Annotated in this window: 26 protein-coding genes, 3 tRNA genes and 1 riboswitch; of the genes, 26 read left to right on the top strand and 3 right to left on the bottom strand. The window is 40.5% G+C overall.

The features are described 5' to 3' along the window. Positions 1 to 342 precede the first annotated feature (342 nt). The 7 genes from H625_RS13980 to yidC all read left to right on the top strand — a co-directional run bounded on the left by H625_RS13980 (position 343) and on the right by yidC (position 7,103). Positions 343 to 1,197 carry a transglycosylase family protein gene (locus H625_RS13980; RefSeq protein ID WP_026859243.1) on the top strand — a complete coding sequence of 285 codons (855 nt, stop codon included), beginning with the start codon at positions 343 to 345 and terminating at the stop codon, positions 1,195 to 1,197. A 113-nt stretch (positions 1,198 to 1,310) separates the two neighbouring features. Continuing rightward, positions 1,311 to 2,186: an ABC transporter ATP-binding protein gene (locus H625_RS0106735; protein ID WP_342664942.1), complete on the top strand. Its 876-nt coding sequence runs from the start codon at positions 1,311 to 1,313 to the stop codon at positions 2,184 to 2,186. Further along, on the top strand, positions 2,183 to 3,748 hold the full coding sequence (locus tag H625_RS0106730) for an ABC transporter permease (protein WP_026859241.1): 1,566 nt from the start codon (positions 2,183 to 2,185) through the stop codon (positions 3,746 to 3,748). Before H625_RS0106735 ends, H625_RS0106730 begins: the two co-directional genes overlap by 4 nt. A gap of 42 nt (positions 3,749 to 3,790) precedes the next feature. Then, positions 3,791 to 3,890, top strand: a riboswitch (TPP riboswitch). Positions 3,891 to 3,961: 71 nt separating this feature from the next. After that, complete coding sequence (gene thiD, locus H625_RS0106725; RefSeq protein ID WP_026859240.1) at positions 3,962 to 4,756, top strand: bifunctional hydroxymethylpyrimidine kinase/phosphomethylpyrimidine kinase; 795 nt, start codon at positions 3,962 to 3,964, stop codon at positions 4,754 to 4,756. A gap of 5 nt (positions 4,757 to 4,761) precedes the next feature. Then, complete coding sequence (thiM, locus tag H625_RS0106720) at positions 4,762 to 5,526, top strand: hydroxyethylthiazole kinase (RefSeq protein ID WP_035785363.1); 765 nt, start codon at positions 4,762 to 4,764, stop codon at positions 5,524 to 5,526. Beyond that, complete coding sequence (gene thiE / locus H625_RS0106715; RefSeq protein WP_026859238.1) at positions 5,526 to 6,140, top strand: thiamine phosphate synthase; 615 nt, start codon at positions 5,526 to 5,528, stop codon at positions 6,138 to 6,140. The genes thiM and thiE overlap by 1 nt, the downstream gene beginning before the upstream one ends. 99 nt (positions 6,141 to 6,239) lie before the next feature. Next, positions 6,240 to 7,103, top strand: coding sequence for a membrane protein insertase YidC (gene yidC, locus H625_RS0106710; RefSeq protein WP_026859237.1), 864 nt, complete (start codon positions 6,240 to 6,242; stop codon positions 7,101 to 7,103). Between the two features lie 178 nt (positions 7,104 to 7,281). On the opposite strand, the gene cls is transcribed toward yidC, so the two are convergent. Then, positions 7,282 to 8,766, bottom strand: coding sequence for a cardiolipin synthase (cls, locus tag H625_RS0106705; protein WP_035785361.1), 1,485 nt, complete (start codon positions 8,764 to 8,766; stop codon positions 7,282 to 7,284). 123 nt (positions 8,767 to 8,889) lie between these two features. On the opposite strand from cls, the gene H625_RS13740 reads away from it, so the two are divergent. Beyond that, positions 8,890 to 9,039: an Lmo0850 family protein gene (locus tag H625_RS13740; protein WP_169516118.1), complete on the top strand. Its 150-nt coding sequence runs from the start codon at positions 8,890 to 8,892 to the stop codon at positions 9,037 to 9,039. A 40-nt stretch (positions 9,040 to 9,079) separates the two neighbouring features. Here the strand turns inward: H625_RS13740 and H625_RS0106695 are convergent, their stop codons facing one another. Beyond that, positions 9,080 to 10,267, bottom strand: coding sequence for an FtsW/RodA/SpoVE family cell cycle protein (locus H625_RS0106695; protein WP_026859235.1), 1,188 nt, complete (start codon positions 10,265 to 10,267; stop codon positions 9,080 to 9,082). Between the two features lie 94 nt (positions 10,268 to 10,361). Here H625_RS0106695 and H625_RS0106690 point away from each other — a divergent pair, with 94 nt between their 5' ends. The 15 genes from H625_RS0106690 to H625_RS0106620 all read left to right on the top strand — a co-directional run bounded on the left by H625_RS0106690 (position 10,362) and on the right by H625_RS0106620 (position 23,610). Further along, a complete protein-coding gene (locus H625_RS0106690; protein WP_026859234.1) occupies positions 10,362 to 11,714 on the top strand; it encodes a UDP-N-acetylmuramoyl-tripeptide--D-alanyl-D-alanine ligase in 1,353 nt (450 codons plus the stop codon). Then, entirely contained in the window at positions 11,701 to 12,414 is a 714-nt protein-coding gene (locus H625_RS0106685) for an alpha/beta hydrolase (protein WP_245573112.1), read from the top strand. The genes H625_RS0106690 and H625_RS0106685 overlap by 14 nt, the downstream gene beginning before the upstream one ends. A gap of 66 nt (positions 12,415 to 12,480) precedes the next feature. Continuing rightward, positions 12,481 to 13,998: a DEAD/DEAH box helicase gene (locus H625_RS0106680; protein WP_026859232.1), complete on the top strand. Its 1,518-nt coding sequence runs from the start codon at positions 12,481 to 12,483 to the stop codon at positions 13,996 to 13,998. A gap of 97 nt (positions 13,999 to 14,095) precedes the next feature. Next, positions 14,096 to 14,560 (top strand): PH domain-containing protein, encoded by a 465-nt coding sequence (locus H625_RS0106675; RefSeq protein ID WP_026859231.1) that lies wholly within the window; start codon positions 14,096 to 14,098, stop codon positions 14,558 to 14,560. Continuing rightward, complete coding sequence (locus tag H625_RS0106670) at positions 14,553 to 16,118, top strand: PH domain-containing protein (protein WP_026859230.1); 1,566 nt, start codon at positions 14,553 to 14,555, stop codon at positions 16,116 to 16,118. The genes H625_RS0106675 and H625_RS0106670 overlap by 8 nt, the downstream gene beginning before the upstream one ends. After that, a complete protein-coding gene (locus tag H625_RS0106665; RefSeq protein ID WP_026859229.1) occupies positions 16,075 to 16,560 on the top strand; it encodes a PH domain-containing protein in 486 nt (161 codons plus the stop codon). Before H625_RS0106670 ends, H625_RS0106665 begins: the two co-directional genes overlap by 44 nt. Continuing rightward, complete coding sequence (gene acpS, locus H625_RS0106660) at positions 16,557 to 16,916, top strand: holo-ACP synthase (protein WP_026859228.1); 360 nt, start codon at positions 16,557 to 16,559, stop codon at positions 16,914 to 16,916. The genes H625_RS0106665 and acpS overlap by 4 nt, the downstream gene beginning before the upstream one ends. Continuing rightward, positions 16,906 to 18,057, top strand: a complete 1,152-nt coding sequence (gene alr, locus H625_RS0106655) for an alanine racemase (protein ID WP_026859227.1) — start codon at positions 16,906 to 16,908, stop codon at positions 18,055 to 18,057. Before acpS ends, alr begins: the two co-directional genes overlap by 11 nt. Positions 18,058 to 18,137: 80 nt before the next feature. Beyond that, positions 18,138 to 18,323 carry a hypothetical protein gene (locus H625_RS0106650; protein WP_026859226.1) on the top strand — a complete coding sequence of 62 codons (186 nt, stop codon included), beginning with the start codon at positions 18,138 to 18,140 and terminating at the stop codon, positions 18,321 to 18,323. Then, positions 18,324 to 18,701, top strand: coding sequence for a type II toxin-antitoxin system PemK/MazF family toxin (locus H625_RS0106645; protein ID WP_026859225.1), 378 nt, complete (start codon positions 18,324 to 18,326; stop codon positions 18,699 to 18,701). 45 nt (positions 18,702 to 18,746) lie between these two features. Next, on the top strand, positions 18,747 to 19,766 hold the full coding sequence (locus H625_RS0106640; protein WP_051239008.1) for a SpoIIE family protein phosphatase: 1,020 nt from the start codon (positions 18,747 to 18,749) through the stop codon (positions 19,764 to 19,766). Positions 19,767 to 19,847: 81 nt separating this feature from the next. After that, on the top strand, positions 19,848 to 20,174 hold the full coding sequence (locus H625_RS0106635) for an STAS domain-containing protein (protein ID WP_026859223.1): 327 nt from the start codon (positions 19,848 to 19,850) through the stop codon (positions 20,172 to 20,174). Between the two features lie 3 nt (positions 20,175 to 20,177). Continuing rightward, on the top strand, positions 20,178 to 20,651 hold the full coding sequence (gene rsbW, locus H625_RS0106630; RefSeq protein WP_026859222.1) for an anti-sigma B factor RsbW: 474 nt from the start codon (positions 20,178 to 20,180) through the stop codon (positions 20,649 to 20,651). Further along, entirely contained in the window at positions 20,629 to 21,408 is a 780-nt protein-coding gene (sigB, locus tag H625_RS0106625) for an RNA polymerase sigma factor SigB (RefSeq protein WP_026859221.1), read from the top strand. The genes rsbW and sigB overlap by 23 nt, the downstream gene beginning before the upstream one ends. A 60-nt stretch (positions 21,409 to 21,468) precedes the next feature. Next, the gene (locus tag H625_RS0106620; protein WP_026859220.1) at positions 21,469 to 23,610 is read left to right on the top strand and encodes a Tex family protein; all 2,142 of its coding nucleotides are present in this window, start codon (positions 21,469 to 21,471) and stop codon (positions 23,608 to 23,610) included. 41 nt (positions 23,611 to 23,651) lie between these two features. Here H625_RS0106620 and H625_RS0106615 read toward each other — a convergent pair whose 3' ends face one another. Beyond that, complete coding sequence (locus tag H625_RS0106615) at positions 23,652 to 25,151, bottom strand: catalase (RefSeq protein WP_026859219.1); 1,500 nt, start codon at positions 25,149 to 25,151, stop codon at positions 23,652 to 23,654. A gap of 314 nt (positions 25,152 to 25,465) precedes the next feature. Here H625_RS0106615 and H625_RS0106610 point away from each other — a divergent pair. From H625_RS0106610 to H625_RS0106600, 3 genes are all read left to right on the top strand, one after another. Further along, positions 25,466 to 25,540: transfer RNA gene (locus H625_RS0106610), tRNA-Glu, on the top strand. A 205-nt stretch (positions 25,541 to 25,745) separates the two neighbouring features. Then, positions 25,746 to 25,834 (top strand) — tRNA-Leu (locus tag H625_RS0106605). 27 nt (positions 25,835 to 25,861) lie between these two features. Beyond that, positions 25,862 to 25,935 (top strand) — tRNA-Gly (locus H625_RS0106600). The last annotated feature ends 101 nt before the right edge of the window (positions 25,936 to 26,036 follow it).

The following is a 26,036-nucleotide window of genomic DNA, read 5'->3' as shown; positions in this document are numbered from 1 at the left end:
TTACAGCCGTTACTGTTATGTTACAAATGACAGACTACTCAGTCGGATTGCAACAGCTATTCTCCCATTACATAAACTTTACAAAGTCTGATTTGATAACGTTCCGTGTACTTTTAAAAAAAAGGCTGGAAACTATGGTATTACTAATACAGAGACTATGTAATATAACTTGTCATTCAGAAATGAGTTTGTAACAAACTTGTAAAGTAACAGCTATCTTATTATATACCTGTAACCTATGAAACATAATTATCCTCTATAATATGAAATAGTTAAAAAAACGTAAACGACAAAAAAAGGTCGTAAAATATATTAACAAATTATTTTTGGAGGAAGACATTTATGAAGAAAGTATTAGCTTTAGGTGCAGCAGTCGCTGTATCAACGACGATTGCTTACAGTGCAGAAGCAGCATCTCATACAGTAGAATCAGGAGACTCACTTTGGGCTCTTGCTGAAGAAAATAACGTAACTATTGAATCAATTAAAAAAGAAAATAAATTAACTTCTGATATTATCGTTCCAGGTCAGATTATTGAAATCGACGGCGAGAAAGAAGAAAAAGAAGAAGTTGAAGAAGAAGATAAAGAAGAAACAGAAATTTACACAATCAAAGCAGGCGATACATTATTTGAAATCGCAGTTGAATTTGATGTAACTGTTGCAGATCTTAAAGAATGGAACAACTTATCATCAGATCTTATTTTTGAAGGTAAAGAATTAATCGTTTCAGGTGACGCAGTACAAGCTGCAGCACCAGTAGAGGAAGCGCCGGCAGTTGAGGAAACTCCAGCAGCTCCTGCACAGGAACAAACATACGAAGAGCCTGCTCAAACTGAAAACACAGATACTAGCTACAACAACCAGTCTGAAGAGCCTGCACAAACAGCACCTGTACAGCAGCAACCTGTACAGCAGCCAGCTCCACAGACACAAAATGTCAGCACAAGCTCTAATTCTAACAGCGGCTTAAACTGGGGTGCTTTAGCAGCATGTGAATCAGGCGGCAACGCTAGCGTAGTAAGTTCAAATGGTCTATACCACGGACTTTACCAGTTTGATGCTCAAACTTGGCAGTCAATGGGCGGTTCTGGTGTAGCTTCAGACGCATCAGCAGCTGAACAGACTCAAAGAGCACAGCAGTTATATGATTCAAGAGGTTCACAGCCTTGGCCTGTATGCGGTGCGAGACTGTAATATAAATAAAAATTTTAAAGATCAGGACAATTGTCCTGATCTTTTTTCATGTCTAAAATGAATATGGTAAAATTGAACTGAAAACTAGGAGTAGGACTAGGGAGGGATTGCCGATGCTAAGTCTTAATAAGGTATCAAAACATTTCGGGAAAGTGCGCGCTGCTGAAAATCTTTCTTTTACATTAGAAAAAGGTGAAGTTTTTGGTTTTATCGGGCCGAATGGTGCAGGTAAATCGACGACGATACGAATGATTATCGGCGCATTGAAACCGACACAGGGAGAAATTCTGTACGACGGCAAAAATATAAAGAAAAATAAAAAATACATTGAAAAAATTGCTTACGTCCCGGGAGACGTTAATTTGTGGGGGAATTTAACCGGCGAAGAAGTTATTAATTTTATGATGAAGTCACGCGATTACAAAAATGACGATGAAAAATTGCGTCTGATCGGTAAATTTAAACTCGACGGCAGTAAAAAATGTAAGACGTATTCGAAAGGGAACAGACAAAAAGTTGCACTGATTTGTGCATTTCTAAGTGACGCAGAACTTTTAATATTTGATGAACCGACAACAGGACTTGATCCGTTAATGGAACGTGTATTCCATGAAGAAGTAATACAGGCGAAATCGACGGGCAAAACAATTCTGCTGTCCAGCCATATTTTATCGGAAGTGGAGAAGCTGGCTGACCGTATTGCGATCATTAGAAATGGTGAAATTATAGAGTCGGGAAGCATGAAAGAACTGCGGCATATTACCAGAATGGAATACATTGTCGAGACGGATGATGATATTACTGCACTAAAACACCGCAGTTTCGTTCATGAATTTTCCGAGTCACCTGACGGATATCATCTGTTTATCGATAATGATAAAATTCCGGAATTTCTGAAGTATTTAAAATTATATAATCTGAAAAATTTAACGACGGCACCGCCGCGGCTGGAAGATATTTTCATGCGCTATTATGAGGGCGCAAAATGACTTATTTTAAATTGCTGATGAAAAATCTGAGAATGAAAGCAGCGCTCTGGATATTTGCATTGTGCGGTTTGTCGATATCGGTACCGCCGGTATTTAACGGGCTGTACAGTACCGCGGCGGAGCAGGAAGGTATGAAAATGACCGTCGATAATCCTGCAATGGTTGCGCTGATTGGACCGGTACCGGGCGGAGATTATACATCAGCTGTTATGTTCGGTCACCAGATGCTGATGTTTATGGCACTGTTTCACGGCCTGTTCGGTATTTTGATTGCGAACGGTATTGCCCGGAGAGCTGAAGAGTCAGGATTAACAGAGTATGTACTTAGTGCCGGTATCAGCAAGAAGACAATTGTTACGTCTCAGCTGATGAGCGGAATTTTAATAAATTCACTTGTTTTTATTATATTATTCGGCGGTTTAAGCTTGTATGATATCGAAGGGCTTTCTATTACTGGAAATTTATACTATGCACTTGGACTGGCATTGTTTGGTCTATTGTTTTTCGTTATGACTCTTGTAATCGGAAATTTATTTGACAGTGGAGATATGACATTCGGCATCGCTCTGTCACTGCTGATTATATTTTATTTATACCGCGCGGTGACCGATGTCATGAATACAGCATACTCTGTAATTTCACCATATCACTGGCTGTCCCGGATTGAAGTATATGGAGATAATAGAGAAATATGGCTGATACCGTTCACTGTAATTTTAATTTTGATAATACTCAGCTATGTATTATTTTTAAAGCGGGATATCGGAGACAGTTATATAAAAATTGGTAAGGAAAAGAATTTGAGAAAAATATACAGTTATCCGAAATTAGCTTTTATTAATATGAGAGTAATGATAATCAGCTGGCTCATCGGACTATTTGCTGCCGGTTTGTCGTACGGATCCATATTCGGTGATTTAGAAAGTCTAATCGGAGAAAATGATATGCTCCGGGAGTCGCTCGGCAGCAATGATGCGGCAGGGTTCTTTATCAGCATGCTGCTCGTTATTTCAGCGCTGATGGCTGCGGTGCCTGCTCTGATGATTACCGGGCGCATGCTTAACGAAGAGAAAGACGGACGTCTTGAAGTGATTATCGCTGGTACAATGAACCGGAAAGTGTCCCGCACGAAAGTGTTTATCACACATTATCTGTACGGAGTTGCTGCCGGTGTTTCATCGTTTCTCCTCACCATACTCGGCATGTATCTCGCGAGTATGAATGTTGATGATTTAAGTATTACGATTAAAGATTATGTGCTTTCTGCTGTAAATTACAGTGCGGGCATTATATTTATTATAGGAGTATCTGCACTTTTTGCCGGCATTTCTAAAAAACTTCATCTTGCAGCATGGCTCTACGCAGCTTATATATTCTTTGCGAATTATTTCGGCGTACTGATCAATATCGATGAAGTGTATTTAATGCTCAGTCCATTTTATTATTTAAGCAATATGCCTTATGAAAGTATGGATATTCCAGCAGTCTTAATTATTGCGGGTCTTGGCATTATGCTTCTGATGATTGGAACGGCTGTATTTAAGCGCCGCAATTTGCTTTGATGCTTAAAAGAATTGTGTTACGCTTGTGTCAATAAAAACAATAAAACCCACTGGGGGCGCCGATACGGCTGAGATAGCGAATGCTTGTCCCTTTTCACCTGATCCAGATCATGCTGGCGTAGGGAAGTGCTGATGATTACAGGGAAGTTCTCTGAATCTACTCTGCCTACTTCGCCCCGGGAAGTGGGCTTTTATTATAGGAGGACATATTTTATGGTTGAATTTCCAATTGGTTTAACTGTTGCAGGCACTGATCCGACAGGCGGTGCAGGAATACTCGCAGATCTTAAGGCAATGCATTCACGGGGCGTTTTCGGAATGGCGGCGGTGACATCACTGACGGCGCAAAACACACTCGGGGTGCAGGACGTTTACAACGTGCCGGCGGATTTTATCGACAAAGAACTGAACAGTATATTTTCAGATGAAGTGCCGCATGCGATGAAGACCGGAATGGTCGCCGAGGCGGATATGATGACTGTAATTGCGGACTACATTAGAAAATATAACATTCCCTACGTAATGGATCCGGTAATGATTGCAACGAGCGGGGACCGCTTGATGACGGACGCATCGATGTCGACGCTGATTGATACGCTGATTCCTCTGGCAACGATAGTGACCCCGAATCTGCACGAAGCAGAAGCAATTACAAATATGACAATTCAGACGGAGGAAGATATTCACCGGGCGCTGAAAATATTCACTGATGATATGGGCGCAGAGAGTGTCATTATTAAAGGCGGTCATCTGTCAGGTGATGCGACTGATTATTTATATGACGGTATAAATATTTCAACATTAACAGCAGCACGCATCGACACGGATCAGACTCATGGAACAGGCTGTACGTTTTCGGCAGTTTTAACTGCGGAGCTTGCGAAAGGCCGGACGATTGATGAAGCGTTCAAAACGAGTAAAGCGTATATTACCAATGCGATACAAAATTCACCAGGTATCGGCAAAGGCAGCGGACCGGTGAACCATTTCAGTTATAAAGGGGAGTAATTATAATGATAGAACAGTTAAGAAAAGACGTGCCGCTCGTTGTGTGCATTACGAATGATGTCGTGAAGCCGTTTACTGCAAACAGTCTCTTGGCACTCGGCGCATCTCCGATTATGAGCGGTGAAAAAAGTGAAGCGGCGGATATTTTAAAACATGCGGGCGCATTGCTGTTAAACATTGGCACATGCTCGGAAGATAAAGTAATGCTGTATGAAACGATGGCGAACTATGCTAATCAGTATAATATTCCCGTGGTACTGGATCCGGTAGGCTACGGCGCTTCGGCTTTTCGCAGAAATTTAACGGATAAACTGCTGAGTGATTATGACATTGCGCTGGTTAAAGGCAATGCTGGGGAAATACATGCATTAAGCGGCCGGGAAGCTGTGTCTAAGGGTGTTGATTCTATTATTGAAGGAAATACTCTTGATATTGCCCAAGCGGCACATGGGGTATTACACGTGCCTGTGCTGGTTACCGGTGAAACAGATGCACTGGTTACCGGTGAACAGAGTATAGTAATGCACAACGGTCATCATTATCAGGAAAGAATTACAGGATCCGGCTGTGTGCTCGGTGCAATAGCAGCATCCTTTTTAGCTGTTGAAAACAAGGCGGATAGTATTGTTAATGCGGTAAGCCTGTATAATATAGCAGCTGAAAAAGCAGCAGCATCAGCAGGAGGGCCCGGGACATTTGCGGTTCAGCTTATCGATGAAATTTATAATTTTAATGAAGATGACTACACTGCGAAAAGAGTGAACTATTAATGAATAAAGAAATTATGAGATTATATCTGATAGCGAGCTCCGGCAGTTTTAAAAATCCGCTCGGAGATTTGGAAACTGCATTCAAGTCAGGTGTGACATGCTTTCAGCTGCGGGAAAAGGGCAGTGATATTAAAACAGGCGAAGACCTTAAAGATTTTGCAATGGAAATTAAGTCGCTGTGCAGACAATACGAGGTGACATTTATTATTAACGACGATGTAAAACTGGCTGAAGAAATCGAAGCAGACGGCATTCACATCGGCCAGGATGATATGGAACCTGATATGCTGCCTGACTATTTTAACGATAAAATTATCGGTTTATCGGTTGGCAGCGTAAAGGAACTTGAAGCGAGCAGCCTCGACAGAGTATCTTATCTCGGCATCGGTCCGGTATTCAGCACTTTATCGAAAGATGATGCCGGAGATGCTATCGGTACAAATGGTTTAAAACAAGTAGTGAACAGAACAAAACTGCCGACTGCAGCAATAGGCGGCATAACTGAACAAAACTATAAATCCTGCCTCGAAAACAACGCAGACGGCATTTGTGTTATCTCGGCGATTACCCAATCGGATAATATTGAACAAACCGTGACAGCTTTGTTGCAGTAACTTTGTGAAATATTGTACGGATACTATGAAATTGGTTTTTATACACATTTATTTATGGTACAATCTTTTTTATGTGAGATAAAACTTAGAGGTGAAGAAATGATTAAAAAGTGGCTATTACCAGCGACTATGGTACTCGTACTGTTCCTCGCCGGGTGTGACTATTCCGAACCTGAGAATAGAGACGGCTTCTTCTATAACACTCTCGTCCAGCCAATGGATACGTTACTGCATTGGCTAGGAGATAATCTGGACAATAACTACGGTCTGGCTATTATCGTCATCACGCTGATTGTGAGACTAGCAATTTTCCCATTCATGATGCGTACATACAAAAATCAGATGATGATGAGAGAAAAAATGAAGATTGTCAAACCTGAAATGGAAGCAATCCAGCAGCGAGTTAAAGTTGCGACGACACAGGAAGAAAAAATGGCAGCCCAGCAGGAAATGATGGGTCTTTATAAGAAGCATGATATAAATCCGCTGAACATGGGTTGTTTACCTATTCTTATTCAAATGCCGGTTGTTATGGCGTTATACTTTGCATTAAGATTCCCTTCAGAAGGCGGAATCACTTCTCATCCGGACTTCTTATGGATGAACTTAACACAAACAGACTACTTCATGGTTGCAATTGCAGGTATTGTATACGCGATTCAGGCATGGGTATCAACACGATATGTAGCAGAAGAGCAACGCAAACAAATGCAGCTGTTCATGTACATCTCACCGATAATGATTATCTGGATTTCAGCAATTTCACCATCAGCACTCCCATTATACTGGGCAGTCGGCGGTATCTTCCTGATATTCCAAACTTGGGCGGGTAACACGTTCTATCGTAAGAAAGTTAACGAAGAAATGGCTCCGATTATCGCTGCACACGAACGTGAGCAGGCAGAAAAAGAAGCACGTGTTAAAAACGCTAAAGTTAAACCTAAGAAAAAACGTAAAAAATAAAAAAAATATTAAATTTTTGAGAGCGGAACCCGAAGAGGCTTCCGCTCTTTTTTGTTGCATAGATGTTTTTTATCCGGGCGACATGTTCAATTACGGTAGTGATAGCCCGCCGTAATTCAATAATAATCCGCACAAAAAGTCCCCTGAAGCTCATATATGCTAAAGGGGATAAGATACGTTACAGTATCGGTGATATTAAATTGGCAAGGCCTTCTTTCATTTTTATCCGGAAGCCTCGGTTTTCATATTTGTCCTCTGTGAGTATTTCGCAATGTTTAATATCATCTTCAAATATTTTGCGGTGTTTCGTCGCTTCCTTCTCGCCGTACATAAATGCATTGACTTCAAAGTTTAAAATAAAGCTGCGGTTATCAATATTTGTCGTTCCGACTGACACAACTTCATCATCGATAATAAATACTTTCTGATGGAGGAAGCCCGGCTGATACATGTATACTTCAGCACCCATTCTCATCAGAGAGGCAACATTTGAATACGTTGCCCAGTAAACGAATGGATGGTCAGGGAAACTTGGAATCATTATTTTAACCCGCACGCCGGATAATATGGAGATACGAATTGCTTCCATTATTGACTGATCGGGGATGAAATAGGGCGACTGAATATGAATCGTATGCTGTGCTCTGTAAATCATCTTCAGGTATCCGAATTTAATCTGCTGATAATTTTCATCCGGTCCGCTCGAAGCGATTTGCATCGTTGTCTTGCCGACAGAGTCAATTTCAGGGAAATAATGATCTTCATGTTTCATATTGTTGCGCGTGTCATGCGAGTTCCAATCCAGCATAAAGCGGAGCTGCAATGATTTAACAGCATTTCCTTCGATGCGGAGATGAGTATCACGCCAATCACCCATCTTCGGATCACGGCCAAGATATTCATCACCGACGTTGGCACCGCCAATATATCCGACCCTGCCGTCAATGACGACGATTTTACGGTGATTCCGGTTATTAATACGCGGGTTGATTAACGGGAGTTTACTCGGGAAAAATGCCTCGACCAAACCTCCGGCATGGCGTATATCGCTGAAGTTTCTAAGCGATAAAGACCGGGAGCCGATGTCGTCATAAAGAATTCGTACAGAGACGCCTTCTCTTTGTTTTTGAAGCAGGGCTTTATACAGCTGTGTGCCGATATTATCCATTTTAAAAATATAATACTGGAAGTGGATATGATCTTCAGCAGCTTCAATATCTTTTAACATCTGATCGAATTTTTCATTCATATCAGTAAAAGTCGTTACATCATTATTGCTTGTCACAAATGATTGGTTATTATAAAGAAGCATATGAATTTGTTTTTTATGTTTCTCTGCAATGGGGTTTGAAAATGTTAAACGGTTATGTTTGATTTCCTCCAGCTGTTCACTGACCAGATGTTCCAGTCCGACTTTGTCATCTTCATCAAGTTTGAAAAGTTCCTGCCGGTAAATTGTGCGGCCGAAAAGCATGTAGAGCACGAAGCCGACGATCGGCAGAAAGAACAGGACTAAAATCCATGCCCATACACTCTGGGCGCTGCGGCGTTCAAGAAAGACAAGTCCGGCGGCTAAAAGGAAGTTAATTATAAATAAGATGACAGTAATGATTGTTACTAAAGTAGCATCTGTGATGTAAATGTTCCAAATTGGTATCGTCATAGGTGTCCACCTTCTTTGCAATTTAAAAAATTAATAAGTCTGTAATAATTAATGCCTGAAAAGTATAGATAATTATAGCATAAACGAGTACAATTAAGTTAGCTATAAAAAGGGAGTGTCAATATGCGCAAAAACGACAAAAGCAAAGTAAAAGAAGTCGTCCAGATGCTGCATGAACTCGGTGTTAAAGTGACGGTTTCGAAATCAAGATTTGAAATTATGAACCGCATAGCAAATAAAGATCAACTCAGACTGAAAGAAAATAATATTTAAAATAAAAACTGCTGAGGAGGGTAATCCCCTTCAGCAGTTTTTATATGTTTTTAGCGCCTTTACTGAGGTGATGGAAATACATGCTGAGCAGAATTCCGACAGCGAGCATATTTGACCACAATCCGCTTCCTCCGTAACTGATGAACGGCAGAGGAAGGCCGGTGATCGGCAGCAATTGAATTGTCATGCCGATATTCTGGATAATGTGAAAGACCAGTAAAGCAATATAGCCGATAACAAAATACGATGCAAAGCTGTCAGTTGCCATAAATGCCATACGGATTAAATGCATAATCAGCATAAACAGTACGATAATTACAATAGTTGAGCCGATAAAACCGAATTCCTCGCCGATAATCGTAAAGATGAAATCGGTATGGTTTTCAGGAATATAAATAATCCCATCAGTGTATCCCTTACCTGTAATGCCGCCGGAACCGATTGCGATAAGCGAGTTTGTCAGCTGGAATCCGCTGTCCGACTGAAAAGCTTCCGGTGTAATCCAGGAGTAGATACGTTCGAACTGATAGGGATGTATGCCGAGATAACGTTCAAGCAGATCCGGGCGGTATAAAATACCGAGAATCAACGCAAGACCGGTTGACGCGGCAACAGAAAGTGTCGGGATAATCAGCCACCAGCTGATTCCTGAAACAACGACGAGCCCGAGGAAGATAGCAATCATTACGAGCACCGTTCCAAGGTCGTTCTGCAGCAGGATAAAGAGCATCGGCAAAATGGAAATTAAAATCAGCTTTAACAGCAGTCTTAAATCCATTGATAATGTGTTCGTTAATTTATATTTGTTATGCTGGCTGATGACGTAAGCCATCGTTAAAATATAAATAATTTTTACAAACTCGGAAGGCTGGATACTGAAGAATCCAAATTGATACCAGCTCTTAGCGCCGTTTATAATTGGAGTCACCGATGACACCGGTGCGATATATAAAATAACCAGGCTCAGCACACCGAAAATATATAACGCCCACGTATAGTTTTTAATGAATTTAAACGGTACGAGCATTAAAGCGAACGCAAGGACGAAACCTAAACCGTAAAATGCAATCTGGCGTGTGCTGAAATCCGTCCCGTACTGACCGCTGGTCATAGCCGAACTGATGGAAACGACACTGATTGCAGCAAGCATCAGAATTAAAATAACAAGAATCCAGTCGATGCGTGCAAAAAAGTTTGAATTTTGACGTGTATATTTGTTATTACTCAAGAAAGTCACCTAATTCATATAGAAATCATGACATTTAGTATACAACTATTTTATAATTATAAACAGCAAATACAAAACATTAGGATGAAATATTATGATAAAAGCGACTATAGAACAAATATCTGAATTCTGCGGGGGCACGATGAACAGCCGTGCAGAAACAATTAAAAACAGCATGATTAAAGGTGTATCTATCGATACACGTACTATAGAAGAAGGAAATGTGTTTGTTCCTTTTAAAGGAGAACATGCCGATGGCCATAAATTTATAGAGATGGCATTTTCAAAAGGTGCAGGCGTCACGCTCAGCGAAGAGCCGTACGGAGAGTCGGATTATCCGGTCATCCACGTGGCCGATGGACTTGCAGCTCTTCAAAGTATTGCCCGGGAGTATTTAAGCCTAGTAAATCCTAAAGTAATCGCAGTGACAGGCTCCAATGGTAAAACGACGACGAAAGATATGCTTGAATGTGTCTTAAGCACAAAATACAAAGTTCAGAAAACACCCGGAAACTTCAATAATGAAATTGGTATGCCCTTGACAATTTTACAATTGGACGAAGATACGGAAGTATCTATTCTGGAAATGGGTATGGATAGAATGGGGGACATAAATTTCTTAAGCAGAATGGCTGAGCCCGATATCGCAGTAATTACGAGTGTTGGTGAATCGCATATCGAAATGCTGGGGTCGAGAGAAAACATTGCCAAAGCAAAATACGAAATTGTCGATTATTTAAAAGATAACGGCACATTTATCTATTCAAGAGACTATCCACTTCTAGATACGATTGCGGATAAAGACACGGCATATGATATTCAAACTGCAGGACTTCTAGAGGGCAATCAGCACACAATCAGCAGCGTAACTGAAGACGATCAGGGTACACACTTTACTTTTAAAGACGTCCAGTTCGCTATTCCGCAGCTCGGTATTCACAACGCACTGAACGCTTCTCTTTCGATTCTTGCAGGAGAAACGTTCGGCGTGACACTTAAGGAAGCTCAGAAAAACTTGTCCAAACTAGAAGTGACGAGTATGAGAATGGAACGCGTGACGCATGACAGCGGTGCATTAATTGTCAACGATGCCTACAACGCTTCAAAAGCGAGTATGATCAGCGCCATAGATACAGTTGGCCGCATGGCTCACACAAACAAGATTCTTGTACTGGCTGATATTCTGGAGCTCGGGAGTTACAAACAGGAACTTCATGAAGACGTTGCAAACTTTATTAATGAAGGAACGTATCAGTTTACGAAAATATATACTTTCGGTGACGGCGCGAAATATATTCACGATGCTTTAATGGTGGGTGAGAAAGAGCATACGTCATCAATTGAAGAATTGCGCGACAAAGTAACTGAACATTTTAATGAAGATACAGTTATTCTGCTTAAAGGATCACGCGGTATGGCAGTGGAGAGGGTGATTGACGATATCTAAAATCGGAGTGCTGTTTTTACACGGCTATACAGGCGGGCGGTTTGAGCTGGAGCCGACATTTCAATATTTAAAGAAACGCTATGATTTTGAATATGAATTCCCCCAGTACCCAGGACATGGCACGACGCTCGATTTATCAGGGGTAACCGGATACGACTGGTATGAAGAAGCGGAGAAAGCGTATTTTAATTTAGCTGCACGCACCGATAAAATATACGTCATCGGTTTTTCAATGGGCGGGGTTTTCGCAAGTTTTATCGCGCAGAACTTCCATGTTGATAAGCTGGTGTTAATTGCCCCGGCATTTGACCATACGAAATTAAGCAGACTGAACAGGATTAAGCTGTCGCCCGCTGAGGTAAACGATCATTTGAAGCTGAATCTGATGTCCAGAGTGAGGCCGAGATTAAAAAACATTCCCATCAGAGCAATGCAGGAGTTCATTAAAATTGTGGATGCGAAAATTGGCGACCTTGAGAGCATTCATTGTGATACACTCTTAATTCATGGAAAGATTGATTTGCTCGTACCGTACCAGACGAGTATTGAAGCACAAAAAAGAATCCCGCATTCAAAACTTGTACTTATGGAACACACACCACACCTGATTATGTTCACAGAAGATAAGCTGCTGGAGCTGAATATTCTCACCGAGAGATTTTTATTTCTTGACAGCCAGTTAAAACATCTTGTGGATTAAAGTGTTAAGTGTTACTATAGAGAAGTTGTACATGCGAGAAATGAAATAGTCAAAGGAGACTAAAGTTTGAAGATTTTTAAAGAGTTAGGTATTAGTGACGACACAATTCAGTCACTAACTGATATGGGGTTCACTGAACCTACACCGATTCAAGTGGAAAGTATTCCACTAGCATTAGAGAAAAAAGATATCATTGGTCAAGCTCAGACTGGTACTGGTAAAACCGGTGCATTTGGTATTCCGATTATAGAGAATACAACTAAGGGTGCAGGCACTCAAGTTGTTATATTAACGCCGACTAGAGAATTAGCAGTACAGGTCAGCGAACAAATTAAAGCATTTGCTAAGAGAAAAAAATTAGCTACTGCAGTTATTTTCGGCGGTATGAGCATAGATCGTCAAATTAAAGATTTAAAAAGACAACCAGAAATTATTGTTGGTACGCCAGGCCGTATGATCGACCACATCAACCGCCGTACGCTTAAATTACAAGATGTTCATACACTTGTATTAGACGAAGCGGATGAAATGATGAACATGGGCTTCATCGATGATGTTAAATTCATCATGAGCAAAGTACCTGAAGACAACCGTCACACACTTCTATTTTCTGCTACAATGCCTAAGGCAATCCAGGATTTAGTAACGCGTTTTATGAACAAACCTCACGTCGTTAAAACGATGAACCAAAACAATTCAGATCCGTTAATCGATGAATATTACACAATTGTAAAAGAGCTGGAAAAACTTTCTGTATTTACATCGTTCCTTGATGTTCATCAGCCTGAGCTTTCAATCGTATTCGGCCGTACAAAACGCCGTGTTGACGAATTGACAAGTGCTTTAATTGCAAAAGGTTATCGTGCGGAAGGTTTACACGGGGATATTACTCAATCTAAACGTCTTGAAGTATTGAAGAAATTCAAAAACAATTCATTAGACATTCTGGTAGCTACTGATGTAGCTGCAAGAGGTTTAGATATTTCAGGAGTATCACATGTGTACAACTTCGATATTCCACAGGATACTGAGTCATATACACACCGTATTGGACGTACTGGCCGTGCCGGTAAAGAAGGAATGGCGTTAACATTCGTTAACCCTGTAGAAATGGAATTTTTACGTCAGATTGAAAAAGACAAGAAGAAACCAATTGTTACACTTCGTCCACCAAGTAAAAAAGAAGTAGAAAAAGCTCGTGAAAACGAAGTCTTTGAAAAAATCGGTGCATGGTTAGCTGATAACAAGAATGAGCACACTTTCGAAGTGGCTGATGGGTTAATGAAAACTCATGAATCACGCGAAGTCATTGCAGCGTTAGTAAACGAACTTCTGTATGCCAAAGAAGATGACAATATTCAATTGTCATTTGAAAAACCACTTTCTCGCAAGGGTCACGGCGGACGCAGAGGTAAATCAAGTTATGGTAAAGGCGGCCAAAGAGGCGGTGGCGGTAATAGACGCCAACGCGATAATGGCGGCAGACCAGCAAGAAACAGCGGCGGCAAACGTCAGGGCGGCAAACCGTCATCAGGCGGACGCACCAGCAAACAAGGCCGTGTATTCAAAGATCATCAGAAATAATAATGATTTTATAAAGCATTCACTTTTAAGTGAATGCTTTTTTATGTTTTCTGAGTGTTGTATCATAGAGTTAAACTAACAGTTGGAAGGGTTGCTTATGATAGAGTTGAACGAACGCGTCAGGCCGTACATGACAGTCAAAGCATTATTAGTATGGGTAACCAGTATTCTTATATTTACAGCAGCCGGCATCGCAGTATATTTCTTTTCCTGGCCGGTGTGGCTGTATTACATTTTTATCGTGCTGCTCATTTTAGAGCTGGCTGGATTTGTTTTCTTGCGGCCATGGATTTATACAAAGGTGACATCTTATGAACTGCTCACCGACAGAATAATTGTGAGACAGGGTTTCTTTACGGTGAAAACACAGATGATTCCGCTTAAAAGGGCTCAGGGTGTTGAATTTAAAACGGGTCCTCTGTCGAGACGGTATGATCTTGGTTCTGTTCGTATTAAAACTGCGGGTATCGGCATTGATATGCCGCCTTTAAAAACTGATGAAGCACGCGAGCTGAAAAGGAATATCATCGATATAGTAAAGGGGGAAAAAACTGATGTATAATCCTCAGAAGCTTCATCCTGTTGCATATGCCGGGAGTGTAGTAAAAGGAATTAAAACGACGTTTTTCCCTGCCATTATTATCTTTTTTAACATGCGGGAAGAACTTTTTTCAGGTTCAATTAATCCGTGGATGCTGTTTGGCGGCATCGGCATACTCGCGCTGATTTTTATCGTGTTTACAGGATTCGATATGCTTAATATATACCGTACGAGATTCTGGCTTGAAAATAATAAATTTGTTTTTAAAAACGGGATATTCACCCGCAATGAAAAAGAGCTGGATATTAAACGTATTCAGTCGATTGATTTTAATCAGCCTTTTTTTCACCGTATTTTTGGAGCGGTTCAGCTCGATATTTTAACTCCGGGTGACGGTATAAAAATCGACACGATTAAAAAATCACAGGGGGAAGATATCCAGAAAGTCATTTACGAGACTCAGCAGGATATTGAAAGTGAAGAAACTGCAGTAAATATTGGAGATGCGAGTGTCTGGCCGAAAGAGCAGAATACAGAAATTACGCCTAAAACTGCTGCACGTGAATTCGCTACATTGAAGAAGATGAATTTTAAAGAACTTATTTTAATGGCGATGACCAGCGGCGGACTCGGAGTCTTTGCTGCGATATTCTTCGGCGTTCTGAACGTTGTCGGCGGAGAAATACTGATAGAAAACTATTTCGAGTATGTCAGCGGTATTGTGAGAAGTCTGATTTTCAGCATTGTTATCGCATCGATGGTCTTTGTAATTATCGGCTACGTCATCGGAACGGTGATTATAATGGTGCGAAATTATGATTACACCTTAAAACAAAGCGGTGAGGATCTGACAGTGGAATACGGCTTATTTTCTAAAAGGAATAAGAGTGTCAATATAAACAGAGTGCAAAATGTTATTATCTCAGACAGTATTTTACGCCGGTTAATCGGGTATTATGCACTGTCCGTATCGATTACGAGCGATTCGCTTGAGTCTGATGCGATCGACGGAAAAGTTCAGCTGCTGCCGTTTATAAAGAAAAAAGAACTGTACAGCATTCTCGGGGATATTTTCCCGAACTACCATTTGGATGTGCCGAAACGCATCGTGCCGTTCCGTGCAATTCGCCGCTACTTCCAGCTTACATTACTGTTTTTCATTATAGGAATAAGTGTTATGGCTTACTTTTTCCACGGAGAAACATTTATGCTGTACTTTTATATTGGGGCAGCTGTGATTCTGCTGCTCCTGATTGCGAGCGGAATTTACAGTGCGAGAAATGTCGGTTATGCCATTTATAAAGATGAAATTAATATGATGACAGCATCGTTCTTTACACGCCGTCATTATGCAATCAAGCGCGATAAAATTATCGATACGACATACCGCCGAAATCCGTTTCTGCACCATGCTGATTTAGGTCATATTGAAGTGTCGACACCGGGCGGTATTGCCAGTTCGTCAGCAGAAATTAAGTTTATTGAAAAACATGATATTGAAACAATCTGGACATTTATAGAAAGGGGGCATGACGATGAAACGCATCTCGCCGAAAGCGATCAAACTGTGGCGGATTAGAGAGTATATTAACGCAGGTATCTGGCTGATTATTGGTGCTGCTATAGGAATTGCATCAATATTCTTCGATTTTATACCGTGGTGGATTTTTCTGGTTCCCGCTGCGATTGTGCTTTATATTATTATCGTTCATGCATGGATTATTCCGAAACTCCGCTATAAGTACTTCAGATATCAAGTGCTGGAAGATGAAATACACATTCACAGCGGCATCTGGTTTAAATCTGAAGTAGCAGTGCCGCTGTACCGCGTGCAAAACATCGATACAACTGTTGGTCCAATTATGAAACGGATGAACTTAAAAGGTATTTCGCTGCAGACTTCTGCTGAGAAATTATTTATTCCGGAACTTGAAACAGATAAGGCTGATCAGCTGCGTCATGATATCCGCGAACTGATTAATAAAAATGTGAATGAACTGCAGGGTGAGGGAACAATATGATTTTAGGACTGGGTACAGATATTATTGAAATATCACGTATTTCAAAAGTTAATAAAGAAGATCGTCTAGCGAAAAGAATTTTAACGCCGGACGAGTTTTATCATTATAAAGAAATAAAGAATGAAGAACGTAAAATATCTTATCTCGCAGGACGCTTCGCTGTAAAAGAAGCATACAGTAAAGCGCTCGGTACAGGTATCGGCAGTGCAGTCAGTTTTAATGAAATTAACTGTATGAATGATGCGAGCGGCAAACCGTCCTTAACGAATGCACCGAATGCGCATGTATCAATATCCCATTCGAGGGATTACGCTGTTGCGACAGTGATTATTGAGGAGGCAAATGATGAGCGATAAGTATTACAGAAATACAGTGCTCGATGTGAACCTTAAGGCTATAGAAAAAAACTACAGAGCGGTTCAGGGGATTAATCCGGAAAAAACGCTTATTGCAGTAGTTAAAGCCAATGCCTACGGACTCGGAGCAAAAGCTGTCAGTGAACATCTGGCAGAAGCGGGAGCGTCGTTTTTTGCTGTAGCAACACTGGATGAAGCGATTGATCTCCGTATGCACGGTATTAAACAGAAAATACTTGTACTCGGGACAATCAGCCCTGAACATATTAATAAAGCAATACAGCACCGTATTGCAGTCACGGCCCCGAATCTTGAGTGGCTGAAAGAAGCGAAAAGTGAAGTGAATGACAGACATGACAAAGCAGTCTGGATTCACATTAAAGTAAATACAGGCATGAACCGCTACGGGACTTCGGATCTCCGTGAAATAGAAACGATGATTAATGAAATTAACTCATTCAGCCGTTTTATTTATGAAGGGATTTTCAGCCACTTTACTTCAAGCGATGAAGATAATGATATTACTGCAGCTGAATTTAATCTCTTTAAAGATATTGTTAATCAGGTTGAACGTCCGGAGTATGTCCACATATCAAATTCAGGCGGTGCCCTCACTTTAAAAGAAGACTTCACGACCGCTGTCCGTTCAGGTATTGCGCTGTACGGTTACTATCCAAGCGAGTATACAAAAGCTGAAACTGCTGTGAAACTTAATCCGGGGGTGAGATTATCGACTGAAATCACGGCTGTTCATCATCTTGAACCGGGTGACAGTGTCAGCTACGGCAGAAAATATACTGCAAAAACAAAGGAAACTGTCGCAACATTGCCGATTGGATATGCAGATGGGTTATTAAGACAGCATAATGGGTATAAAGTTAAATTAGAAGGTGGTGCCGATTGTGAAATCGTCGGGACCATCTGCATGGATGCACTGATGATTAAAGTTCCGGAACAGACTAATGCACAAGAGAAAGTTATTATAATCGATGATCAAGAGAATTCAGACCAGTCGATGGAAAGTTACAGCAACTATACGGGTACTATTTCATATGAATCGCTGTGTTCTTTCGGCCGCCGCATTCCCCGTCGCTATACCGGCAAAGATATTGAGTTAATCTATAACGAAGTAATTAACTAAATGAGCATTTGATTAATAGCAACAAAATGCATCAAATGTTATGATTAATTCAATAATTAATTTTTATGGAGCTGACTGTCTTGTCTTATTCATCTGCAAATAACGAGCTCGAAAAAGCATTGGTAAATGGCTACATTGAAATGGCGGAGATTAATTTATTAATCGCACGGGAAAGTTTTCACGTTGAAAGTGAAGCGTACAGCATCGGCATTACTGTCACGGAACTGGAATGTGCTGCATGTAACGATAGTAAAGATGGTGAATAGATGAAAAGAGGAGAAGTTTATCTGGCCGATCTTTCACCTGTGCAGGGTTCAGAACAAGGGGGGAAACGCCCTGTTGTTATTATCCAAAATAATGTAGGTAACCTTCACAGTCCGACTGTGATAGTTGCAGCCATTACTGGGAAAATAAATAAAGCGAAGATACCTACACATGTGGAAATATCAAAAGAAGCTTATAAACTGGATATGGACTCGGTAATACTGCTGGAGCAAATTCGCACGGTCGATAAGACCAGGTTACAGGAAAAGCTTACATATCTGGATGAAGACAAAATGCGCGAAGTTAATGATGCGCTGAAAGTCAGTCTGGAATTAGAACCGAAAAAGAAAAGAAAAAAGAATAAGGCAAACAGAAAATAGACTTTTGTGTACAAAAGTCTATTTTAAAGATGGAGGTGTTTTAATATGACATATATTGATGATCTGGTTGAAGAATACAAAAGGCTGATTAATGATTACATAGCAGACGGCAATGAAGATTTACTTGCAGGCAAGGCCCATGAGTTCAGCGAAAAGGCGGTTGATCTGGACATTTCGCCTGATGAAATGGTGGCACTTCATATTGAACTGATTAGTGCAATCCCTCTCACGAACTATGAAGATGTAAAAACGTCGCTCGATGTGCTGCAGGAAATTATGATTCGTTTTGGATTTACATATAAGGATTACAAAGCAATGCTCAACAAGATGGAGCGTCATGACCAGGAAATGGATGTGGCTGCGAGTCTGCAGGAAACAATGTTAAAAACTGCAATCCCGGCAATTGAAAATGTTGAAATTGGCGCAATTAGTGTTCCTGCACGCAAAGTGAGCGGGGATTATTTTAATATTATTGAACACAGCGATGGCAAGCTGACGTTCGCAGTAGCCGATGTTATCGGTAAAGGGATACCTGCTGCGATAGCGATGTCGATGCTGAAATTCGGAATGGACCTGACTTCGTCGTCCAATCCGCCGTCGAAATCTTTAAAACGATTAAATGAACTCGTTGAAAAAAACGTCAACAAAAATATGTTCGTCACGATGTTTTACGGTCTCTATGATTTTAATGATCAGTCATTATGTTTTTCAAGTGCAGGGCATGAACCAGCATTTTTATATCACTATGAAGATGATGAGTTCGAAGAACTGGACGGTAAAGGACTTGTACTCGGTGTAATGAAAGATACCGAATATGAAGAAGTATCGTCGAAACTTGAGAAAAATGATATGCTGTTCATTTTTACTGACGGAGTGTCAGAACTTAGAAAACATGACGGCACATTTATTAACATGGATGATATTAAAGAAATGATCCGAGAAGCACGCGATCAGCACCCTCAGGATATCGTACAGTATATTTACGAAGCGCTGACACGTATGCGCAATCAGAATTATAAAGATGATTTAACAATGTTTATAATAAAAAATAAAAGTGCAAATTAAAAAGTTTTAAAGATGTTAATACAGGGTACAAAGATTAAGGTATAAAATTTACGAATGATTGATTGGAGTGCATACATAAATATGAATATAAAAATAGATGCTACGGAGAATAGCGGGGAGTATTTAGTCAGTGTCAGCGGCGAACTTGACGTATATACCGCACCGGAATTAAAGCGGGTTTTTGAACCTGTTGCGACAGCGGGACAGCATGATTTAATTGTCGATTTAAGTGAATTGAACTATATGGACTCTACGGGGCTCGGTATTTTCGTTGGAACACTTAAAGATCTTAATAAACACGATAAAGAACTCCATGTTCTTGGAGTAAACGATAGAATTTTAAAACTTTTTGAAATTACAGGATTACGCGATTTAATGTATGTTAATAAGAAGTCGGAGGTCGACTGAAGAATGATGCCACAATATGATTTAATAGAAATGAAATTTCCGTCAAGTGCAGAATACGTAGGTCTCATCCGTTTGACACTGTCAGGTGTTTTATCGAGAGCCGGAGCGACGTACGATGATATTGAAGATTCTAAAATTGCAGTTTCTGAAGCTGTAACGAATGCAGTTAAACATGCTTATCAAGATAATGAACAGGGTGAAATCTCTGTAGGATTCGCAGTGTACAGCGACAAGGTTGAGATTATTGTTGCAGATAACGGACAGAGCTTTGATTATGAAAAAATTAAAGAAGAGCTCGGACCTTATAACGAAGATGACAATATTGATTACCTCAGAGAAGGAGGGCTTGGCCTTTTCCTTATTGAGACACTGATGGACAAAGTTTCCTTTAGAAAAGAACCTGGTGTTACGATAAGCATGACGAAGTATATTAACGAAAGTCAGGTGCACCCGAATGGAGAAACGATCTCGCAATAGAAATTACGGACTGCCGCCTGAAGAAGTTAACGAGCTGATTAAAAGATATCAGGAATCAGAAGATGATATAGCACAAAGCGAACTCGTGGAAAATTATACGAAGCTTGTGGAATCGCTCGCTTACCGTTATTCACGCGGCCAGTCGCATCATGAGGATTTAGTACAGGTCGGGATGCTGGGATTATTAGGTGCAATCAGACGTTTTGATACATCTTTTGAACGCAGGTTTGAAGTTTTTTTAGTGCCGACAGTAGTCGGGGAAATTAAACGTTATCTGCGGGATAAGACATGGAGTGTTCACGTACCGAGACGAATTAAAGAACTCGGTCCGAGAATAAAAAATACGACGGATGCTCTGACGAATGAGCTGGAAAGATCACCGACAATCCAGGAACTGGCAATGAAACTTGAAGTGACAGAAGAAGAAGTCCTTGAAGCTATGGAAATGGGTCAGAGTTATAATGCATTAAGTGTCGATCATTCAATCGAAGCGGATAAGGATGGTTCGACGGTAACACTGCTCGACGTTATGGGACAACAGGATGACAATTATGACTTGGCTGAAAAGCGTATGATTTTAGAGAAAGTATTGCCCATCCTAAGCGACAGAGAACAGGAAATTATAAAATCTACATTTATTGAAGGTCTCAGCCAAAAAGAAACCGGTGAAAAAATCGGTTTAAGCCAGATGCATGTTTCAAGATTGCAGCGTTCTGCAATTAAGAAACTGAGAGAAGCAGTTAAAGAAGCTGAATAAATTTATAAATGAGCCCGGTCTATTTTAGATTGGGTTCTTATCATTAGAGGAGTACATATTATGATGCATGATTTAGTAAATGAAATATCATCTGAAATGAAAATTAATAAAAACAATGTAGAAAAAGTACTGGAACTTCTTAGAGAGAAAAATACAGTGCCTTTTATCGCGCGTTACCGTAAAGAACAGACGGGCGGGCTCGATGAAGTTGCTATTAAAGAAATTGAAACGAAGTATCTGTATCTTGAAAACCTGAATAAGCGTAAAGAGGAAGTTGTTCGTCTGATCGATGAGCAGGGGATGCTGACAGAAGAACTGCGTCAGGATATTTTAAAACAGACGAAACAAAGCCGGGTGGAGGATTTATACCGTCCGTTTAAACAGAAAAAGAAAACACGTGCGACTGAAGCGAAGCGTCTTGGACTTGAACCGCTTGCGAATATTATTTTAGCAGGTAAACACAGAGATATTGAAAATATAGCAGCGGACTACTTAACTGATGAAGTTACATCTGCTGACATGGCAATCAAAGGCGCCAAAGATATTATCGCAGAGATTATTTCAGATAGTCCGCAATACCGTCTGTACATATTAAAAATTATTAAAGACACATCGGAAATCGTTTCAGCAGTTAAAAAGAATGCTGAAGATGAGCAGGGTGTATTTGAAATGTACTACGATTATGCAGAGAGAGTTAAAAATATCGTTCCGCACAGAGTGCTGGCATTAAACCGCGGTGAAACATTAAAGGTTTTATCGGTTAAATTAACGCATGATGCCGAAAGAATAGCGAACTACTTAAAAAAACAGGTTATCGCTCAGCATGTTAAAACGAAAGAGCTGCTGACTGAAGCAATTGAAGACAGCTTGAAGCGTCTGATTTTACCGTCACTTGAAAGAGAAGTACGTGCTGACTTAACGGAGACGAGTGAGAAACATGCTGTCGTTGTTTTTGAAGAAAATTTGAAAAGACTGCTGCTCCAGCCGCCGTTAAAAGGCAGAGTGATTTTAGGATTGGATCCTGCATACCGTACAGGATGCAAACTTGCTGTAATAAACGATACAGGTTCATACCTCGCGAAAGATGTTATATTTCCACATAAGCCTGTAAACAAAAGAGATGCAGCTAAAGCAGTCATTTTAAAATTAATAAAAAAATACGATGTATCATTAATTGCGATAGGGAACGGTACGGCATCAAGAGAATCTGAAGAGTTTATCGGTGAACTGATAAAAGACGAAACTCTGGATGTTCCGTATATTATCGTAAATGAAGCGGGTGCCAGTGTATATTCAGCATCTGATATCGCAAGAGAAGAGTTTCCGGATTTTAATGTTGAGGAAAGAAGTGCAGTATCAATCGCAAGGCGTGTCCATGATCCGCTGAGTGAACTGGTTAAAATCGATCCGAAATCTATCGGTGTCGGACAGTATCAGCATGACATTAATCAGAAATTCTTAACAGAGTCATTAAACTTTGTCGTAGAAACGGCTGTAAACCAAGTAGGTGTTAACTTAAATACGGCATCGACGACGCTGCTGCAGCACGTTGCAGGGCTGTCGCCGGTAATAAGTAAAAACATCGTCATGTTCAGAGAAGAAAATGGCGGGTTTAAAAAGAGAAGTGAATTGAAGAAAGTGGCGCGCTTAGGGGACAAAACTTACGAACAGTGTGTTGGTTTCCTTAGAATATTCAACGGGAAAGAGCCGCTTGACGTGACGCCGATTCACCCGGAACAATATAAAAACACTTACCAGCTCATCAAATCAATCGGTTTAACAATTGAAAATCTCGGTGAAGATATAATGAGTGAAAAACTCGATGCTTTAAATATTAAGGAAACAGCAGAGATGCTGGGTATCGGTGTGCCGACGCTTGAAGATATTGTTTTAAGTTTGAAAGCGCCGATGAGAGATATTCGCGATAAGTACGATACGCCGCTGTTAAAATCAGATGTTCTCGGTATTGAAGATTTAAAAACAGGCATGACTTTATCAGGTACAGTTAGAAACGTGACGGACTTCGGCGCATTTGTTGATGTTGGTGTGAAGCAGGATGGACTGGTTCACGTATCACAGATTTCGAACCGCTTTGTCAAACACCCACTTGAAGTGGTGAACACTGGAGATATTGTTGAAGTTAAAGTAATGGATGTCGATGTGAAGAAAAACAGAATATCACTGACGATGAAAAATATATAAAAAACGGAAACGACTGAGTCGTTTCCGTTTTTTTCATTAGACTACATGTTGTGGAAGTAATCAGGAGTTTCTAAATCAACATCGTTGATGTCGATTCCTAATGCTGCTGCAACACCTTTACCGTAATCTGGATCTGCCTGATAGCAGTTAAAGATATGGCGGTGTTTAGTACGTGTAGTTGTACCAGTCATTTCATTTGCTGTGTTGTAGAATAGACGCTGTTTATCTTCGTCTGACTGCAGTCTGAATAATTTACCAGGCTGCTCGAAGTAGTTGTCGTCATCTTCACGGAAGTTGTGTTCGTAAACTGAGCTGTACTCAAGATCAAGCGCGGGCTGTTTAGCTTCGGGCTGTGAATTATGAGCACCATAGCTGTTCGGGTAGTAGTTTAATGAAGAACCTTCGTTACCGTCAACTCTCATTGCGCCGTCACGGCTGAATGGGCAGACATTTGCTGCACCTTTAGGTGAGTTAACCGGAATCTGGTGGTGGTTAACGCCTAGACGGTATCTTTGAGTATCTCCATATGAGAATAAACGACCCTGAAGCATTTTATCTGGTGAGAAACCAATACCAGGAACAATGTTAGTTGGAGCAAATGCTGCCTGCTCAACTTCTGCAAAGTAGTTCTCAGGGTTCTTGTTAAGTTCGAATTCACCAACCGGGATTAATGGATAATCGCCTTTATACCAAACTTTAGTTAAGTCGAATGGATTGTCAGGGTGGTTTTTAGCCTGTTCTTCAGTCATTACCTGAATGTATACTTTCCATTTAGGGAAGTCGCCTTCTTCAATAGTGTTAAATAAATCTCTTTGTGAAGATTCGCGGTCAACACCAACTAATTCAGCTGCTTCTTCAGCGGAATAGTTTTCAATTCCCTGCTGAGTGCGGAAGTGGAATTTAACCCATACGCGTTCGTTATTTTCATTAATCATGCTGTAAGTGTGTGAACCGAATCCGTGCATGTTTCTGAAACCTTTAGGAATTCCGCGTTCAGTCATAATAATTGTTACCTGGTGAAGTGCTTCAGGTAAGTTAGTCCAGAAGTCCCAGTTACTTTCAGCGTTATGCATGTTAGTTTTAGGGTCGCGTTTTACAACGTGGTTTAAACTTGGGAATAATTTAGGATCACGGAAGAAGAATACAGGTGTGTTATTACCTACTAAATCCCAGTTACCTTCTTCAGTATAGAATTTTAAAGCAAATCCGCGAATATCGCGTTCAGCATCAGCTGCACCGCGTTCACCAGCTACAGTTGAGAAGCGTGCGAACATTTCAGTCTGCTTGCCAACTTCGCTGAAAATGCTTGCTTTTGTATATTGAGAAATATCATTGGTAACTGTGAATGTACCATAAGCGCCAGAACCTTTAGCGTGCATGCGGCGTTCAGGTATAACTTCACGGTCGAAATGAGCCATCATGTCGAGGAAATACGGGTCTTGCATAACAAGTGGTCCGCGAGGGCCAGCTGTCATTGTGTTTTCACGATCGCCAACAGGATTGCCAAAAAGAGTAGTAAGTCTATTATCTTTGTTTGTCATCAATAACTGCCTCCATTAATTAGAATGATTATAAATAAACTATACCAAGCTAAATGCGCAAAAGCAAGTTCCGAAACCGCATAATAATAATTTTATTTACTGGATTAATATGCTGTACAATTATTTAATATTTAATTGTTAAGAGAGAGGGGGAGTGTCTAAATGAGAAGACTGACAATAATATAGTCGCAGCTCAATATTTGCCTTTATATAGAAGGTTTTAAAAAACAATAAAAAATTTATATAAATTCGGCAGAAACTGTTGACTTCATATCAATTACTCTGTATATTAATAAACGTTGTATAAAACAGATGGCCCGTTGGTCAAGCGGTTAAGACACCGCCCTTTCACGGCGGTAACACGGGTTCGAGTCCCGTACGGGTCACCATTTAAATTGTTTAAAACAAACTGTTGACTTCAAGTATTTACTGAAGTATAATAAATAATCTAACCAGTTAACGGAAACGTAACAGGCTAAGATAAAAGATTTAAACTAAATGAAATTTGTTGTTGACATTAACGGCTGAACGAGATATACTAGTTCTTGTCGCTCAAAACATATTAACCAAAAGTTAATACATATAATAAGCTTTGCGGTTGTGGCGGAATCGGCAGACGCGCTAGGTTGAGGGCCTAGTGGGAGTTAAATCCCGTGGAGGTTCAAGTCCTCTCAGCCGCACCATTGAAAATTTATTATAATATATACCATGCGGGTATAGTTAAATGGTATAACCTCAGCCTTCCAAGCTGATGTTGTCGGTTCGATCCCGTCTACCCGCTCCATTAGAAATTTTACCTGAGCAATACAAAATAGAGAACATTGAAAACTGAATGACAATATGTCAACGTTTTAATTCCGAATGAAAAAGTCTTCTATTATATAG

Source organism: Jeotgalicoccus psychrophilus DSM 19085 (genome assembly GCF_000425845.1).
In the GTDB taxonomy this organism is placed as follows: Bacteria; Bacillota; Bacilli; order Staphylococcales; family Salinicoccaceae; genus Jeotgalicoccus; species Jeotgalicoccus psychrophilus.
Note: the sequence above shows the minus strand (reverse complement) of the source record. Positions and strands in the feature narration are given on the sequence as shown.